This is a genomic window from Janthinobacterium darwini, from assembly GCF_051380905.1.
Lineage (GTDB): Bacteria > Pseudomonadota > Gammaproteobacteria > Burkholderiales > Burkholderiaceae_D > Janthinobacterium.
Window position 1 is genome coordinate 2,107,105 of record NZ_JBNYXX010000001.1, and the last position, 15,470, is coordinate 2,122,574.

At 62.5% G+C, this 15,470-nt stretch carries 14 protein-coding genes; 8 read left to right on the forward strand and 6 right to left on the reverse strand.

Translation table 11 applies throughout. The features are described from left to right. Nucleotides 1–140 precede the first annotated feature (140 nt). Both ACQ4WZ_RS09785 and ACQ4WZ_RS09790 read right to left on the reverse strand, forming a co-directional pair. Nucleotides 141–3,239, reverse strand: a complete 3,099-nt coding sequence (locus ACQ4WZ_RS09785) for an efflux RND transporter permease subunit (RefSeq protein WP_436573263.1) — start codon at nucleotides 3,237–3,239, stop codon at nucleotides 141–143. Then, nucleotides 3,236–4,399: an efflux RND transporter periplasmic adaptor subunit gene (locus tag ACQ4WZ_RS09790; protein ID WP_436573264.1), complete on the reverse strand. Its 1,164-nt coding sequence runs from the start codon at nucleotides 4,397–4,399 to the stop codon at nucleotides 3,236–3,238. The genes ACQ4WZ_RS09785 and ACQ4WZ_RS09790 overlap by 4 nt, the downstream gene beginning before the upstream one ends. A gap of 287 nt (nucleotides 4,400–4,686) precedes the next feature. On the opposite strand from ACQ4WZ_RS09790, the gene hpnC reads away from it, so the two are divergent. The 6 genes from hpnC (at nucleotide 4,687) to ACQ4WZ_RS09820 (ending at nucleotide 9,725) form a co-directional block, all read left to right on the forward strand. Beyond that, nucleotides 4,687–5,568, forward strand: a complete 882-nt coding sequence (gene hpnC, locus ACQ4WZ_RS09795) for a squalene synthase HpnC (protein WP_436573265.1) — start codon at nucleotides 4,687–4,689, stop codon at nucleotides 5,566–5,568. A 46-nt stretch (nucleotides 5,569–5,614) separates the two neighbouring features. Then, nucleotides 5,615–6,448, forward strand: a complete 834-nt coding sequence (hpnD, locus tag ACQ4WZ_RS09800) for a presqualene diphosphate synthase HpnD (RefSeq protein WP_133993504.1) — start codon at nucleotides 5,615–5,617, stop codon at nucleotides 6,446–6,448. Nucleotides 6,449–6,455: 7 nt separating this feature from the next. Beyond that, nucleotides 6,456–7,820, forward strand: a complete 1,365-nt coding sequence (gene hpnE / locus ACQ4WZ_RS09805) for a hydroxysqualene dehydroxylase HpnE (RefSeq protein WP_436573266.1) — start codon at nucleotides 6,456–6,458, stop codon at nucleotides 7,818–7,820. 130 nt (nucleotides 7,821–7,950) lie between these two features. After that, on the forward strand, nucleotides 7,951–8,106 hold the full coding sequence (locus tag ACQ4WZ_RS09810; RefSeq protein ID WP_166674794.1) for a hypothetical protein: 156 nt from the start codon (nucleotides 7,951–7,953) through the stop codon (nucleotides 8,104–8,106). A gap of 28 nt (nucleotides 8,107–8,134) precedes the next feature. Beyond that, complete coding sequence (locus tag ACQ4WZ_RS09815; protein WP_436573267.1) at nucleotides 8,135–8,908, forward strand: DUF1700 domain-containing protein; 774 nt, start codon at nucleotides 8,135–8,137, stop codon at nucleotides 8,906–8,908. Nucleotides 8,909–8,918: 10 nt separating this feature from the next. Then, nucleotides 8,919–9,725 carry a head GIN domain-containing protein gene (locus tag ACQ4WZ_RS09820; protein ID WP_101481162.1) on the forward strand — a complete coding sequence of 269 codons (807 nt, stop codon included), beginning with the start codon at nucleotides 8,919–8,921 and terminating at the stop codon, nucleotides 9,723–9,725. Between the two features lie 33 nt (nucleotides 9,726–9,758). On the opposite strand, the gene ACQ4WZ_RS09825 is transcribed toward ACQ4WZ_RS09820, so the two are convergent. Beyond that, a complete protein-coding gene (locus ACQ4WZ_RS09825) occupies nucleotides 9,759–11,000 on the reverse strand; it encodes a TIGR03862 family flavoprotein (RefSeq protein WP_436573268.1) in 1,242 nt (413 codons plus the stop codon). A 155-nt stretch (nucleotides 11,001–11,155) separates the two neighbouring features. Between ACQ4WZ_RS09825 and ACQ4WZ_RS09830 the strand changes: the two genes are divergently transcribed. After that, nucleotides 11,156–11,398 carry a hypothetical protein gene (locus ACQ4WZ_RS09830; protein ID WP_133991673.1) on the forward strand — a complete coding sequence of 81 codons (243 nt, stop codon included), beginning with the start codon at nucleotides 11,156–11,158 and terminating at the stop codon, nucleotides 11,396–11,398. Between the two features lie 48 nt (nucleotides 11,399–11,446). On the opposite strand, the gene moaD is transcribed toward ACQ4WZ_RS09830, so the two are convergent. Genes moaD through thrC form a run of 3 tightly spaced genes read right to left on the reverse strand, consistent with a single transcriptional unit; the run spans nucleotide 11,447 to nucleotide 14,434 of the window. Next, nucleotides 11,447–11,701, reverse strand: coding sequence for a molybdopterin converting factor subunit 1 (moaD, locus tag ACQ4WZ_RS09835; protein ID WP_101481159.1), 255 nt, complete (start codon nucleotides 11,699–11,701; stop codon nucleotides 11,447–11,449). Between the two features lie 10 nt (nucleotides 11,702–11,711). Then, on the reverse strand, nucleotides 11,712–12,938 hold the full coding sequence (locus tag ACQ4WZ_RS09840) for a molybdopterin molybdotransferase MoeA (RefSeq protein ID WP_436573269.1): 1,227 nt from the start codon (nucleotides 12,936–12,938) through the stop codon (nucleotides 11,712–11,714). After that, nucleotides 12,938–14,434, reverse strand: a complete 1,497-nt coding sequence (gene thrC, locus ACQ4WZ_RS09845) for a threonine synthase (protein ID WP_436573270.1) — start codon at nucleotides 14,432–14,434, stop codon at nucleotides 12,938–12,940. The genes ACQ4WZ_RS09840 and thrC overlap by 1 nt, the downstream gene beginning before the upstream one ends. Before the next feature lie 287 nt (nucleotides 14,435–14,721). Between thrC and ACQ4WZ_RS09850 the strand changes: the two genes are divergently transcribed. Then, nucleotides 14,722–15,465 carry an AAA family ATPase gene (locus tag ACQ4WZ_RS09850; RefSeq protein ID WP_166674795.1) on the forward strand — a complete coding sequence of 248 codons (744 nt, stop codon included), beginning with the start codon at nucleotides 14,722–14,724 and terminating at the stop codon, nucleotides 15,463–15,465. The last annotated feature ends 5 nt before the right edge of the window (nucleotides 15,466–15,470 follow it).

The window sequence follows — 15,470 nt, forward strand, 5'->3', positions numbered from 1 at the left end:
CGTTACTGATTTTAACAACTCAGGAACGATCTGGCTACCTTGGACTTGTCGAGCAAGCCCGCGCTAAAGCAAAGGCGGCATTCTACTGGATTTCCCAGAGGAATGCCGCCTTTTTTATGCTGATACCCTGGCGCCTGTCCCTAGCCCTCTTTTGCGCTCACCTGCTCCGGCTTCTTGACCCGGAACCAGGCCGCATACAGGGCCGGCAGGAACAGCAAGGTCAAGGCCGTCGCCAGGATCAGGCCGCCCATGATGGCGACCGCCATCGGGCCCCAGAAGACGGAGCGCGACAAAGGAATCATGGCCAGTGCGGCGGCGGCGGCCGTCAGCACGATGGGGCGGCAACGGCGCACGGCCGAGTCGATGATGGCATCCCAGGGGGCCGAGCCATCCTTGATGTCTTGCTCGATCTGGTCGACCAGGATCACGGAGTTGCGGATGATCATGCCGAACAGCGCGATGACGCCCAGGTTGGCCACAAAGCCCAGCGGGCGATGCAGCAGGAGCAAGGCAAATGCGGCGCCCGCCACGCCCAGCGGGCCCGTCAGGAACACCAGCAGGGAGCGCGAGAAACTGTGCAGCTGCAGCATCAGCAAGGTGAAGATGATGAAGATGGCCAGCGGCAGGTTGGCCGCGATCGACGCTTCCGCCTCGCCGCTGTCGGCCGCCACGCCCTTCACGGTGATGCGGTAGCCGGCCGGCATCTTGGCGCGCAAGGCGTCGAGCTGCGGCGCCAGCTGCGTGGAGACCGTCGCGCCCTGGATGCCGTCGACCACGTCGGACTGCACGGTAATGGCCCATTCACGCTTGTCGCGCCAGACCACGCCCGGCTCCCACACGAAATGCGCGCGGGCCAGCTGCGAGATGGGCACGGACTTGCCCGTTGCCGTCGGGATATTCGTGTCATTCAGCACGGATATCGTCGCCCGCTCTTCCAGTGGCTGGCGCACCTGGATATCGATCAGCTTATTGTCTTCGCGGAACTGGCCGATGACGGTGCCCGACAGAATCGTATTGGCCGCCTGCATCACGGTTTTCGAGGTGACGCCCAGCGCGCGCATCTTGTCCTGATCCAGGTCCAGGCGCAGCACTTTTACCGATTCATTCCAGTTATCGTTGACGCCCAGAGTGTTCGGATTGGCGCGCAGGATGTCCTTGACCTGGTCGGCAATGGTGCGTACGCCCGCCACTTCCGGCCCCGTGACACGGAATTGCACGGGATACGGCACAGGCGGCCCGTTCGGCAACAGTTTTACCCTGCCCCGCACTTCCGGGAAATCCTTCTTGAAGACATCGATGATCTTCTGGCGCAGTTGCTCGCGATCCGCCAGGCTCTTGGGCAAGATCACCACTTGTGACACATTGGTCTGCGGGAAGATCTGGTCCAGCGGCAGGTAGAAACGGGGGCTACCCGTGCCCACATAGCTGGTCACGCTGTCCACACCGTCGAGCTTGCCCACAAATGCCTCGAATTTCTTCACCTGCTTTTCATTCGCGGCAAAGGTCGTGCCCTCGGGCGACCACAGCTCCACCATCAATTCGGGACGGCTGGAATCGGGGAAGAATTGCTTTTCGATGAAGTTAAAACCATAAATACCCAGCGCAAAGATGACCAGGGTGGCGGCGATCGTCGTCTTGCGCCATTCCACGCACCATGTGACGGCACGGCGGAAGCGGCGGAAGTTCGGCGTATCGAACAATTCATGGTCGTTATGCGCGTGCGGTTTCACTTTCAACAAAACGTAGCCGATATAGGGCGTGAAGACGACGGCCACCACCCAGGAAATGATCAGGGCCAGCGCATTGACGGAGAACAGGGAGAACGTGTATTCGCCGGCGGCCGACTTGGCCAGGCCAATGGGCAGGAAGCCCGCCACCGTGATCAGGGTGCCCGTCAGCATGGGCATGGCTGTCGACGTGTAGGCGAACGTGGCCGCGTCGAAGCGCGACATGCCCTCTTCCATCTTGCGCACCATCATTTCGACGGCAATGATGGCGTCATCGACCAGCAGTCCCAGCGCGATGATCAGGGCGCCCAAGGAAATCTTGTGCAAGTCGATATCGAGCAGGCGCATGAAGAGGAAGGTGACGGCCAGCACCAGGGGGATGGTCAGGGCCACCACCAGGCCGGGCCGCACGTCGATGCGCAGCGGTTTCGTGTGCAGGCCCAGCGCGACAAAGCTGACGGCCAGTACGATCAGGATGGCTTCGATCAGGGTATGCACGAACTCGCCCACGGAGGCGGACACAGCTTCCGGCTGGTTCGACACGCGCTGCAGCTCTATGCCCACCGGCAATTCGCTCTTCATGCGCGTCACCGTCGCTTGCAAGGCCTTGCCCATGTCGATGATGTTGCCGCCCTTTTCCATCGACACGCCCAGGCCGATCACTTCCTTGCCATTGAAACGCATCTTGTCCTTCGGCGGATCAACGAATTCGCGTTTCACGGTGGCAAAGTCGCCGAGCCGGAAGGTCGTGCCGTTGGCGCGCAGCTCCAGGTTTTCCAGATCCTTGACGGTAACCATGGCGCCCGTCACGCGCACTTGCAGATTGTCTGTCGGCGTCACCAGCACGCCCGTGGCGTTGATGCTGTTTTGCTCGGACAATTGCTGCACGATGGCGTCAAAAGGAATGCCCAACTGGGCAAATTTCTTGTGCGAAAAGATGATATTGATCTTCTCGTCTTGCACGCCGAACAGTTCCACCTTCGATACCTGCCCCACGGCCAGCAGCTCCTGGCGCACCTTGTCCGCGTAATCCTTCATTTCCGCGTAGGTAAAACCGTCGCCGGACAGGGCGAAGATGGAGCCGTAGGTGTCGCCGAACTCGTCATTGAAGAACGGTCCCACCACGCCGGCCGGCAAGGTGCCCTTGATGTCGCCGATCTTTTTGCGCACCTGGTACCAGGCGGCCGCCGTTTCCTTGGGTGGCGCCGATTCGCGCAGCTCCAGCAAGATCAGGGTTTCGCCCGGCTTCGAATAACTGGTGATTTCATTGATGTAGGGCGTTTCCTGCAGCTTCTTTTCCAGCTTGTCCGTCACCTGCTCGGCCATCTGCAGCGCCGTGGCACCGGGCCAGTACGCTTGCAAGACCATGGCGCGGAAGGTAAACGGGGGATCTTCATCCTGGCCGAGGCTGGCATAGCTGAGCATGCCGCCGATCAGCAGCACGGCCATCAGGTAGCGCGTCAGCGGGATGTGTTCGAGGGCCCAGCGCGACAGATTGAAGCCGCCCTTCATTTGCCGGCCCCCACGCTGACTGCGGCGGCGGCCACATCCGGCTTGCTGGCCAGTTCTGCGCCAAGGATAGAGACTTTCTGCCCGGGCTTGAGCAAGTTGACGCCGGCCGTGACCACCGTCTGCCCCGCTTTCACGCCCGAGGTCAGCAGCAATTCATTGCCCGCCACCCCGCCCACGGTGACCGGCACCAGTTTCACGGCGCCGTTCTCCACCACCCACACTGAGCTTTGCGACTTTTCATTGAACAGGGCCGTCAGCGGCACCTTGATCTGCGGCGTGGCCGACTGCGAAGCGAACTGCACCACGGCCGTCATGCCCAGGCGCGCTTGCGGCACGTCCGGGATGCTGACCTTGGCCAGGTAAGTGCGCGTGGCGGCATCGGCCACGGGCGACACTTCGCGTATCTTGCCCGGCCAGCCCTGCTTCGGATCGGCCCACAGGCGCACCACCACATCCTTGACGCTGCGCAAGGTCTCGACCTTGTCTTCGGGAAGGCCGATCACGACTTCCTTTTCGCCGCTTTTGGCCACCTGCACCACGGGCGTGCCAGGCGCGACCACCTGCCCCACCTCGGCCTCGATGCGCGTGACGACGCCATCGACGTCGGCCAGCAAGCTGGCATAGCCGGACTGGTTGGCCTGGCCGCGGTGCAGGGCCTGGGCCGCTTCCACGTTGGCCTGCGCCGCCTTGTAAGTGGCATCCTTGCCATCAAGCACAGCCTGGCTGACGAAATTCTTCGCGCGCAAATCCTGGTAGCGCTTCAATTCCGCGCGTGCCAGGTCGCGGTTCGTTTCCGCGCTGACCAGCGACGCCTTGGCCTGGGCTTGCGACAGCTGCAAGTCGACGGGATCGAGCTGCATCAACACTTGCCCCTTTTTCACGCTGGCGCCCACATCGACCTTGCGCGCGACGATCTTGCCGCCCACGCGGAAACCCAGCTGCGACACGACGCGGGGCACGACCTCGCCCGCCAGTTCCGCACTGACGTCAACATTACTGCTAGACAACACCATCGCGCGCACGGGGCGCACATCTTCCACTTTGACGGCCGGCTTGGAACAGGCCGCCAGGGTCAGTACCAGGGCGGCGGCGGCAATCAGCCGCAGAGCGGGCAGTGCGGGTGCGCCGGTCTCGCGGCGCAGGGTTTTCAGGGCAAACAAGGTATTTTCCTTTACTATGCGGGCTGTTAGATTTTTGCGTGAGGAAACTTTTCGCTTGCTAAGTGATGCTAGCCAAACTTTTTCGCACACGATATCCTTAAATTTGTGACAATATCAGCTTGGTCATGACAGGGAGCGATTTCCCCTAATGACTTTCTGGTTATTAATTATAATCGTGCGCAAAAGCTTTTAGTGACTTTTGCGTCATTAATCTTGAGACGTACAACGTTTGGCGCTTCCTGCGTTGGCAGGGTGCCGGACAAACGCAAGACTAGAGAAGTGTGTTCATGCCTGTAGACCATTACGAAAATTTTCCTGTTGCATCATTCCTGCTGCCGCGCCGCCTGGTGCCCGCTGTCGAGGCCATCTATGCCTTCGCCCGCAGCGCCGACGACCTGGCCGATGAAGGCGACGCCACGCCGGCCGAACGCCTGGCAGCCCTGCACGCCTACGAAGAGGCGTTGGGCCGCATAGCCCGCCACGAAAGCCATGCGGGCGAGAACGCCGCCATGTTCGAACGCCTGGCCGCCGTCATCGCCAAATTCCAGCTGCCGCTCAAGCCGTTTTACGATCTGTTGTCGGCCTTCAAGCAGGATGTGGAAACGACGCGCTATGTCAGCTACGACGACGTGCTCGATTACTGCGCCCGTTCCGCCAACCCGGTGGGGCTGCTGATGCTGCACCTGTACGGTGCGGCCGATGAACAGAATGTACGCGATTCCGATGCGATTTGCTCAGCTTTGCAACTAATTAATTTCCTGCAAGACGTCGCCATCGACCAGCAAAAGGAGCGCATCTACCTGCCGATGGAAGACCTGACCCGCTTTGCCGTTTCCGCCGCCTCCTTTGAGCGGCCCGAAGCGCACGGCAAGTGGAGCGCCCTGATGCGCTTCGAAGTGGCCCGCACGCGCGCCCTGATGCTGTCCGGCGCGCCGCTGGCCCTGCGTTTGCGGGGGCGCATCGGCTGGGAATTGCGTCTCGTGGTGCAAGGAGGCTTGCGCATTCTCGAAGCCATCGAAGCGGTCAATTACGACGTGTTCCGGCGCCGCCCCAAGCTGGAGAAACGCGACTGGCTGATCATTTTCTGGCGCGCCCTGCGCATGTCGCGCAAAAGCCTGCATCAAGAGACGCAAGTAAAAACGGCTTTTCCCCCGTCGCCCACTCTGTAAGACGATAGAATAGCGGCTTCGATCTGCAACCCTTGCTCTTTTGACTATGTCTCCCGACGAATACTGCCAACAAAAGGCCGCCCAGAGCGGCTCCAGCTTCTACTACAGCTTTCTGTTCCTGCCTGCGGAGCGCCGCAAGGCCATCACGGCCCTGTATGCCTTCTGCCGCGAAGTCGATGACACGGTCGATGAATGCACGGACGAAGCCGTGGCACGCACCAAGTTGGTCTGGTGGCGCAAGGAAGTCAAGGCCATGTACGAGGGCAATCCCACGCATCCCGTGATGCGCGCGCTGCAGCCCCATCTGGACACCTACAAGCTGGAAGAAAAGCATTTGCAGGCCATCATCGACGGCATGGAAATGGACTTGAACCAGACCCGCTACCTCGACTACCAGGCCATGAGCCGCTATTGCTGGCACGTGGCCAGCGTGGTCGGTATCTTGTCGGCCAGCATCTTTGGCGCGACGCGCCCGGAAACGCTGCTGTACGCGGAAAAGCTGGGTCACGCCTTCCAGCTGACCAATATCATCCGCGATGTGGGCGAAGATGCGCGCAAGGGGCGCATCTACCTGCCGATCAGCGAGTTGCAGCAATTTAATGTCACGGCGGCCGACCTGCTGAACGCGCGCCACAGCGAAAACTTTGAAAATCTCATGCGTTTCCAGGTAGCGCGCGCGCAAAAGGCGTATGACGAAGCGTTTGCGCTCCTGCCAGCCGAGGACCGCCGCGCCCAGCGCCCGGGCCTGATCATGGCGGCCATCTACCGTACCGTGCTCAATGAAGTCGAGCGCGACGGCTATCACGTGCTGAAACAGCGCATTTCGCTCACGCCGATCCGCAAACTGTGGCTGGCCTGGAAGACCTGGGTTCGTGGCTGAGAGTAGCGTGAAGCAACGCTACGCCGTCATCGGCGCCGGCTGGGCTGGTTGCGCGGCGGCCATGGAACTGGCGCGCGCCGGCCATGCCGTCACCGTCTTCGAGGCGGCGCGTACCCTGGGCGGGCGCGCGCGCCGGGTCGAGAGAGAAAACACTGTCCTCGACAACGGCCAGCACATCTTGCTGGGCGCCTACACGGAAACCTTGCGCCTGATCAAGCTGGCGGGGCAAGACCCGGCCGAAGTGATCCTCACCCTGCCCCTGCAGATGCGCTATCCGCCCGGTTCCGATGGTATGGATTTCGTCGCGCCGCGCCTGCCCGCACCGCTGCATCTGGCGTGGGCCCTGCTGCGCGCCCAGGGCTTGCTGCGCGCCGACAAGCTCGCTCTGATGCGCTTTTCCACCGCCATGCGGTGGATGGGCTGGCAACTGTACAACGATTGCACGGTCAGCGAACTGCTGCAGCGCTTCGACCAGACGGACCGCCTGAACCGGCTGATGTGGTATCCACTGTGCCTGGCTGCACTGAATACGCCGCCCGAGCGGGCCTCGGCGCGCGTCTTCATCAATGTGCTACGCGACAGCCTGGGCGCGAGCCGCCGCCGCGCATCCGACATGCTGATCCCGAAAGCAAACCTGAGTGCCCTGTTTCCCGAGGCCGCCGCCCGATATCTGGTCCAGCATGGCGGCGCAGTGCGCACGGGCGCCAAGGTGGCCGCCTTGCACGCCTTGCCCGATGGCCGCTGGCGGCTCGATGACGGCGGCCATGACGGCGAGCACTATGACGGCGTCATCGTGGCCACCTCGTCCGTGCAGGCGGCCAGCCTGCTGCAAGGCTTGCAGGATCCGCGCCTCGACGACGTCATTAGCCGCATGCAAGCTTTCACGCCGGAAGCCATCAGCACCTGCTATCTGCAATACGACGCCTCGGTGCGCCTGGACTTGCCGTTTTACGCCCTTGTCGATGCGCCGGAGCGGCAGCACTGGGGCCAGTTCGTCTTCGACCGGGGTCAGCTCGACGCGCGCCAGGCGGGCTTGCTGGCCGTTGTCATCAGCGCCTCCGGCCCTGCCGCCGAGCAAGGCCATGGGCCGCTGGCGCAAGCCATCGCGGCGCAGCTGGCGCAGGTGTTGCAGCGGGCGGAACTGGCACAACCGATCTGGACCCAGCTGATCACGGAAAAACGCGCCACCTTTGCCTGCACGCCGGATTTATTGCATCCCGGCAACGCCAGCGGCATGCCGGGCCTGCTGCTGGCGGGCGATTACACGGCCAATGATGACCGAACGCAAGACTATCCGGCCACCATCGAGGCGGCCGTGCGCAGCGGCGTGGCGGCGGCAAAGGCCGTCACCGCGGGCAAGGTGGCAAAGTAGACTTGACGGGGCATCCTCCCCTGGTGTCGCTCGCCCCTGCGAAATTGCATTCTGTCGCACCGCGCTGGTGCGCTCGCGTGTGCTTGGGTACAGTCTGATCATCGACAACGGCCATGCCACGGGGAATACCATGCACACCACCTTGCACTTGAAAAACAGCTTGAAAGCCCTGGCGCTGCTGGCTTGCGTGGCGCTGGCCACCCTGATCGTCATACACGGTCAGCAGGCGCCACAAGCGCCATTGCTGCTGAGCCAGGCAAGCATGTTGCTGCCAGCAGTGGGCTGAGGCGGCGAAGCGGACGGACAGGAAGAATATGATGAACAAGCAAGACTATCTCGACTCTCTGCGGCGCGCGCTGGCAGGCTTGCCACCGGATCTGGTGGCCAAGACCCTCGATTATTACGAACAGACCTTCATCGAAGGCGCTGCGGCCGGCCGCAGCGAGCAGGAGATGGCCGACGACCTGGGCGACCCGAAGAAAATCGCCCTGACCTTGCGCAACAGCACACACCGCCAGGCCTTCGAACACAAAAAAACCCCCGTCAACCTGCTGCGCCTGCTCGTCTCGCTGGTGGGCCTGGCCATCTTCAACCTGTTCATGGTCGTGCCTGCCGCCGTCTACGCGGCCCTGCTGGCCACCCTGTATGCCGTGGGCCTGAGCTTTTACCTGGCCGGCATCGCCATCACGGCCAGCGGCCTGTCCGGCGCCAACGAACTGGTGCTCGACGGCCCCTTGCGCCACGTCTTCATCCATGACGACGATGGCGGCGAGCGCCGCGAGACACGCATCACCATCGGCGACACGGGCATCGAAGTCGATCACCTGCCCGGCCCCGTCAAATCCGAACCCGAGGCACCGGGTGCGTCGTCGCGCATGATGGAACGGGCCGAAGCGCTGGCCGGAGGCGGCATCCGCATCTCCACCGATATGGACCGCGATGCGCGCACCACGCAAACCGTCTTCGGCGTGGGCATGCTGCTCGGCGGCATCGCCATCTTCCTGCTCAGTCTGGTGGTAACGCGCTACACCTTGATCGGTATCAAGCGCTACATCGCCATGAATGTCTCCCTGCTCAAAGGTCACTAGAAAGGCTGCCATGAAACGCTTGCTCAAAGTTGGCCTGTCCATGCTGCTGCTGGCAATGGTCCTGATCGCCATGTCCTATGCGGCGCTGCGCGCCAAGGGAATCAGCAATCCCAGCAGCGCTGCCGGCCGCGCCGTGCGTAGCGAAACGCGCCCGATTTCCGCCGATATCAACAGCATCGACCTGGCCGGCCCCATCGACCTGGTGCTGCGCCGCGGCGCCATGCCATCGATGAAGGTGAGCGGCGAGCAGCGTTTGCTGTCGAACGTCGCGACCACCGCCGACGGCACGACCCTGCATATCGGCCAGAAAGGCATGCTCTTCCACCATCGCCAGCCGTTACAGGTGGAACTGGTGCTGCCATCGCTTGTGCGCTTGGAAGTGCACGGCAATGGCGACAGCAAGATAACGGGATTTTCGGGCGATAGTTTCATCCTGGAATTGACGGGTTCGGGCGACGTCAGCTTCACGGGACGCTACAAGCAGGTGCAAGCGACGGTCAACGGCAGCGGTGACCTCGACATCAATGGCGGCAACAGCGATAGCGTGGTGCTGGAAATGGTGGGTTCCGGGCGCATCGCCGCCAGCGGCAACACGAAATTCCTGCGCGCCGACTTGAGCGGCTCAGGCGACATCGATGCCGAGCATCTGGCCACCGACAAGGCCAGCGTCAGCCTGCAAGGCTCGGGTCAGAGCACCGTCTTCGTGCGCGACGCCGCCAACCTGACCTTGCGCGGCAGCGGCGACATCCACGTCCACGGCAACCCGCGCCAGCGCGATGCGCAGAAAAGCGGATCAGGCGACATCATCTGGCATTAATGATGGCGCGAACGACCAAATGCTGTTGTAATTTCAAGAATTCCCTTCCAGCCAACTGACCGCCTGCTCGCCGGCCGCCTTGCCTTGCGCCAGGCAGGCCGTCAGCAGGTAGCCGCCCGTGGGCGCTTCCCAGTCCACCATTTCACCGGCGACAAACACGCCCGGCATGGCGCGCAGCATGCAGCCGTCGATGCCATCGAAGACCACGCCGCCGGCGCTGCTGATGGCTTCATCGATGGGGCGCGGGCGCTGCAAGGTGACGGGCAGCAGCTTGATGGCGGCAGCCAGCCTGGCCTCGTCGGCAAAGTCGGCCGCGCCCAGGCATTCGCGCAGCAAGCCCGATTTCACGCCCTTGATGCCCAGCCGACTTTGCAGATGGCTGGACATGGAACGGGCGCCACGCGGGCGCGTGACTTCCTCGAACACCCGCTCATGGCTGTGGTCGGGCGCCAGGTCCAGCCAGATGGTGGTGTGGCCCTCAGCGGCGATCTGCTCGCGCAGTGCGGCCGACAGCGCATAAATCAGGCCGCCTTCGACGCCGCCGGCCGTGATGACGCACTGCCCCTGGCGCTTGACAGTCAAGCCGTCGATGTCATGCGCCGTGATGGCCACCGTGGCCAGGTGCTCGCCCGCGTAACGGCTGCTGAAATGTTCGCTCCAGTCCACGTCGAAGCCGCAATTGGCCGGCGCCAGCGCTGCCACGGCCACGCCCTGCCCTTGCAGCAAAGGCACCCAGGCGCCATCGGAACCGAGGCGCGCCCAGCTGCCGCCACCCAGCGCCAGGATCACGGCGTCGAAGGAGCGCAGGCGTTCGCCGTCCGGCGTGGCGAAGGCCAGCTGGCCGTCCCGCCAACCCGTCCAGCGGTGGCGCATGTGAAATTGCACGCCCGCTTCGCGCAAGCGGTGCAGCCATGCGCGCAGCAAGGGTGCGGCCTTCATATCGGTGGGGAAGACGCGGTTCGATGAGCCGACGAAGGTGTCCACGCCCAGGCCGTGCACCCAATCGCGCACCCTCTGCGGGCCAAACTGGTCCAGCGCCGGTTTCAGGCGGCTGGCCTGCCTGGCGTAGCGCGAGACAAAGGCCTGATAGCCTTCCGCGTGCGTGATATTCATGCCTCCGCGCCCAGCCAGCAGGAATTTGCGGCCGACGGACGGCATGGCGTCGAACAATTCCACCTGCGCGCCCTGGTCGGCGGCCGCCTGTGCGGCCATCAGGCCGGCGGGGCCGCCGCCGATGACGGCGATGTGAAACGGAGGGGAACTGGAGTTGGTCATGGCAAGCAGGGAAGACGCTGAAAACCCCGGCATTTTAGTCGAGATAAGGCCAGGGGATGGCAATAATGCCGAAAAATGATGCATACTGCGCGGACATGCTGTAGCGATCAGTACTTTGACTTCACGAGACAATGAGACGACAAGAGGAGAAACACATGGGTGCAGGATTCTGGATTTCCCGCTATCTGCTGGCCAGCTCGATTTTATTCATCATCCTTTCAGTGGTCGAGTACAGCAAGGGCACGACCAGCCAGGCCGATATCCTCAGTGCCCTGGCCTGGTCACTGGTGGCGTCGGCCATCTTCATCGGCTCGAAATACTGGCGCTACAAGAAAGCCATCGCCTGCGCCACCTGCAGCGATACACCGGCCAGCAAGCGGAAAACCAAGTCCTCATGAAAAAACGGCCACTTCGATGAAGTGGCCGTTTCATTTGGGCAAGCCCGATCAGCCACCCGTCACGGGCGGGAAGAATGCCACTTCATCGCCTTCCGCAATCACGGTATCGGCATCGCACATCACCTGATTATGCGCCATGCGCAGCGCACGGCCCTGCGCCAGCGCATATTCCCAGTTGCCGCCGCGGGCGATCAGCAGGGTTCTCACCTCGCCCACCGTCAGCGGCCCGGCCACCTCCAGCACTTCCTGGCCCGTGCCCACCAGCTCGCGCACGCTGGCGAAAAAACGCAGATTGATCTTCATCGATACTTCCTTAGTACAGCAATTCGTTAAACGGGATAAAACGCAGCATGTCGCCGCGCGCAATCGACAGCCCCGGCGGGCAATCGATCAAGCCGTCACCCCACACGGTGGACGTCAGCACGCCCGAGCTTTGGTTGGCGAACAGTTCCAGTTCGCCCTCCTCATTGATCCTGGCGCGCAAAAACTCGTTGCGCCTGTCCGCCTTCAGGCGTTCAAACGCAGCCGGCAGCCTGTAGCTGCGCGGCGCCAGATTGCCCGCCACGCCCTGCAGGCGCAGGATGAACGGACGCACGAACAGCAGGAAGGTAACGAAGCTGGACACGGGATTGCCGGGCAGGCCGACAAAGAACGCATCCTGCACTTCGCCAAACGCCAGCGGTTTGCCCGGCTTGACGGCGATCTGCCACATGTTCAGCCGCCCTTCCGCTTCCACGGCCGGCTTGATATGGTCTTCCTCGCCCACGGACACGCCGCCCGAGGTGATGATCAAATCATTGCCCTGGGCAGCCCGACGCAGCACGGCGCGCGTGGCCTCCAGGCTGTCGGGAACGATACCCAGGTCCGTGATCTCGCAGCCGAGGTTTTCCAGCAGGCCGCGCAGGGTAAACCGGTTCGAGTTGTAGACGGCGCCCGGCGCCAAGGGTTCACCGGGCATGGCCAGTTCATCGCCCGTAAAGAAGACGGCGACGCGCAGCTTGCGCAGCACGGGCACCTGGGCCAGGCCCACGGAGGCAGCCAGGCCCATTTCCTGGCTGCGCAGGCGCCGCCCCGCACCGAGGATCTCGCCGCCGGCGCGGATATCCTCGCCCTGGCGGCGCACCCATTCACCCGCCTGCGGCACGTGATTCACCGTCACCACGCCCTCAAGCAAGGTGCACTGCTCCTGCATCACCACGCAATCGGCGCCGTCCGGGAGCAAGGCGCCCGTAAAGATGCGCGCCGCCGTCCCCGGCTGCAGGGGCTGGCCCACGTGGCCAGCCGCGATGCGCTGCGACACGGCCAGCCTGGCCGCGCCGCTGGCGCAATCCTGCGCGCGCACGGCGTAGCCATCCATTTGCGTGTTGTCGCGTTCGGGCACGTTCAGGGTCGACGTTTGCGCCGTCGCCAGCACGCGGCCATTGGCGCGCATGGTGTCAATATGCTCCACCTCGGCCACCGGACGCGCCGCGCCCAGCATGAAGGCTTGCGCCTCGGCCACCGACAGCATCGGCTTGCGTACAGTGCTGGCGTCTGTCATCACAGTCCCGTGTTGGCGGCGATGTACGCCTTCATTTTCTCGACGTCGGCATCCATCACGTCGAACTTTTGCGGCAAGTCCTCGATGTTTTCGAAGCCGGCCGGGCGCTCGGCGTCGACGCCCAGCGCCTCGAGGATGGTTTCGTTGAACTTGGCCGCCAGCGCCGTTTCCAGCACGATCATCGGCACGTTCGGCTCCAGGTGCTCGCGCGCCACCTTGATGCCGTCGGCAGTGTGCGTGTCGATGGTGATGCCGTAGTCGTCGGCCACGTCGCGGATGGTGTCGAGGCGGTCCCGGTGCGTGGACTTGCCAGATTTGAAACCATATTTTGCCACCAGCTTGAACTCGTCGCCATCGCTGCCAGGCTTGCCGGACAAGTCAAAACCGCCGTGCGTTTCCACTTTGGCAAACAGCGCGCGCACGCGCTCGCTGTCGCGGCCCACCAGGTCGTAGACGAAACGCTCGAAGTTCGACGCTTTGGAGATATCCATCGACGGGCTGCTCGTGTGGTAGGTTTCGGCCGACTTGCGCACACGGTACACGCCCGTGCGGAAGAATTCGTCGAGCACGTCGTTTTCATTCGTCGCCGCCACCAGTTTCGAGATCGGCAGCCCCATCATGCGGGCGATATGGCCGGCGCAGATATTGCCAAAGTTGCCAGACGGCACCGTGAACGACACTTTTTGCTCATTGCTGGTGGTGGCCGCCAGGTAGCCGCGGAAGTAATACACGACTTGCGCCACGACTCTAGCCCAGTTGATGGAATTGACGGTGCCGATTTTCTGTTTCGCCTTGAACGGCAAATCGTTCGACACGGCCTTGACCATATCCTGGCAGTCGTCGAACACGCCTTTGACGGCGATGTTGACAATGTTCGGATCTTGCAGGCTGAACATCTGCGCCGTCTGGAAGGCGCTCATTTTTTTGTGCGGCGACAACATGAAGACGCGGATGCCCTTCTTGCCGCGCATCGCGTATTCAGCCGCGCTGCCCGTGTCGCCGGACGTGGCGCCGAAGATATTGAGCTCGGCATCGTGCTTGGCCAGGGTATATTCGAACAGGTTGCCCAGCAGCTGCATGGCCATGTCCTTGAAGGCCAGGGTCGGGCCGTTCGACAGCGCCTGCAGCATCAGGGTGGTCTGGCCGCCCTTGACGACGTTTTCTTCGAGCACGCGCAGCGGCGTGATGTCGGCCGCGTTTTCGCCGGCGCGGGCGTTCTTGTAAACTGCCTTGGTATAGGTTTTCGCAGTCAGTGCCTTCAGGTCCGCGGCCGGGATATCGGTGGCGAACTTCTTCAGGATTTCGAATGCCAGGTCGGCATACGACAATGTGCGCCAGGCATTGAGCTCGGCACCAGTGACTTGCGGGTAGTGTTCTGGGAGATACAGTCCGCCATCGGGGGCCAGGCCGCCCAGGAGGATGTCGGAAAATTGCTGCAAAGATGACTGTTGCGACTGCAATGGCGCTTTATCAGCGCGGGTAGACACGTAATGCATAGATTTGAAGAGTCCAGTTGAGCTGAGTGCGGTTGATCATGAATGGCAGCGGATATTATAGTGCCAGCCGCTCCCCAAGGCGAATCGCCTGCGAACACAGCCGTCCGGCCCTCCGCATCTGTTGTCAAACAGCAGCGCCCGGCAGAGCTAGAACCATTGCACTTTGGAAATTTTCTATGGCGAGATCAACGCCCCTCGTAAAGATGCGTCCCCATACTGGCGCGCGCGCCTGATTTGCGCCACACTGGTGTTTGTCGGCCGAATTGCGGCCATTCATGGAACAGGCCATGTCGCTGAGTAAAAAACCGTATCTGCAAAGCGCCACGCTGCGCACCGACGCCGTCGTCGACCTGGACCACTATCCATTCACCATCCCCGCCATCCGTGACTTCGTGCACATGGACTTCCACCGCGACGTGACGTTTTTCGTCGGCGAGAATGGCAGCGGCAAGTCGACCATGCTCGAAGCGCTGGCCGTGGCGCTGGGCTTCGGCAAGGATGGCGGCACGCGCAATGTGCGCATCGCCCTGCCATCGGACGAGGAATCGGGCTTGCACGCGCACTTGCGTCTGAGCAAGAGTTACAAGAAGCCCGATGACAGTTATTTTTTGCGCGCCGAGAGCTTTTTCAACGTCGCCACCTACATGGACGAGATGCCGCCGGAATACCTGCAAAGCTATGGCGGCAAGTCACTGCACGCGCAATCGCACGGCGAAGCGTTCATGGCGACCTTGATCAACAAGCTGCGGGGCAAGGGTCTGTATCTGCTGGACGAGCCCGAGGCGGCCCTGTCGCCCAGCCGTCAGATGGCGGCCTTGTCGGTGATCCACCAGCTGGTGCAGGACGACTCGCAGCTGATCATCGCCACCCACTCGCCGATTTTATTGGCCTACCCGAACGCGAAAATCCTGATGTTTACGGGCGGCGGCATCCACGAAGTGGCGTATGAGGATACGGAACACTATGCCGTGACGCGCGATTTTTTGAATCACTACCCGAGAAGGCTGGAGCAGCTGTTTGAGGAGGAGTGAAGTTG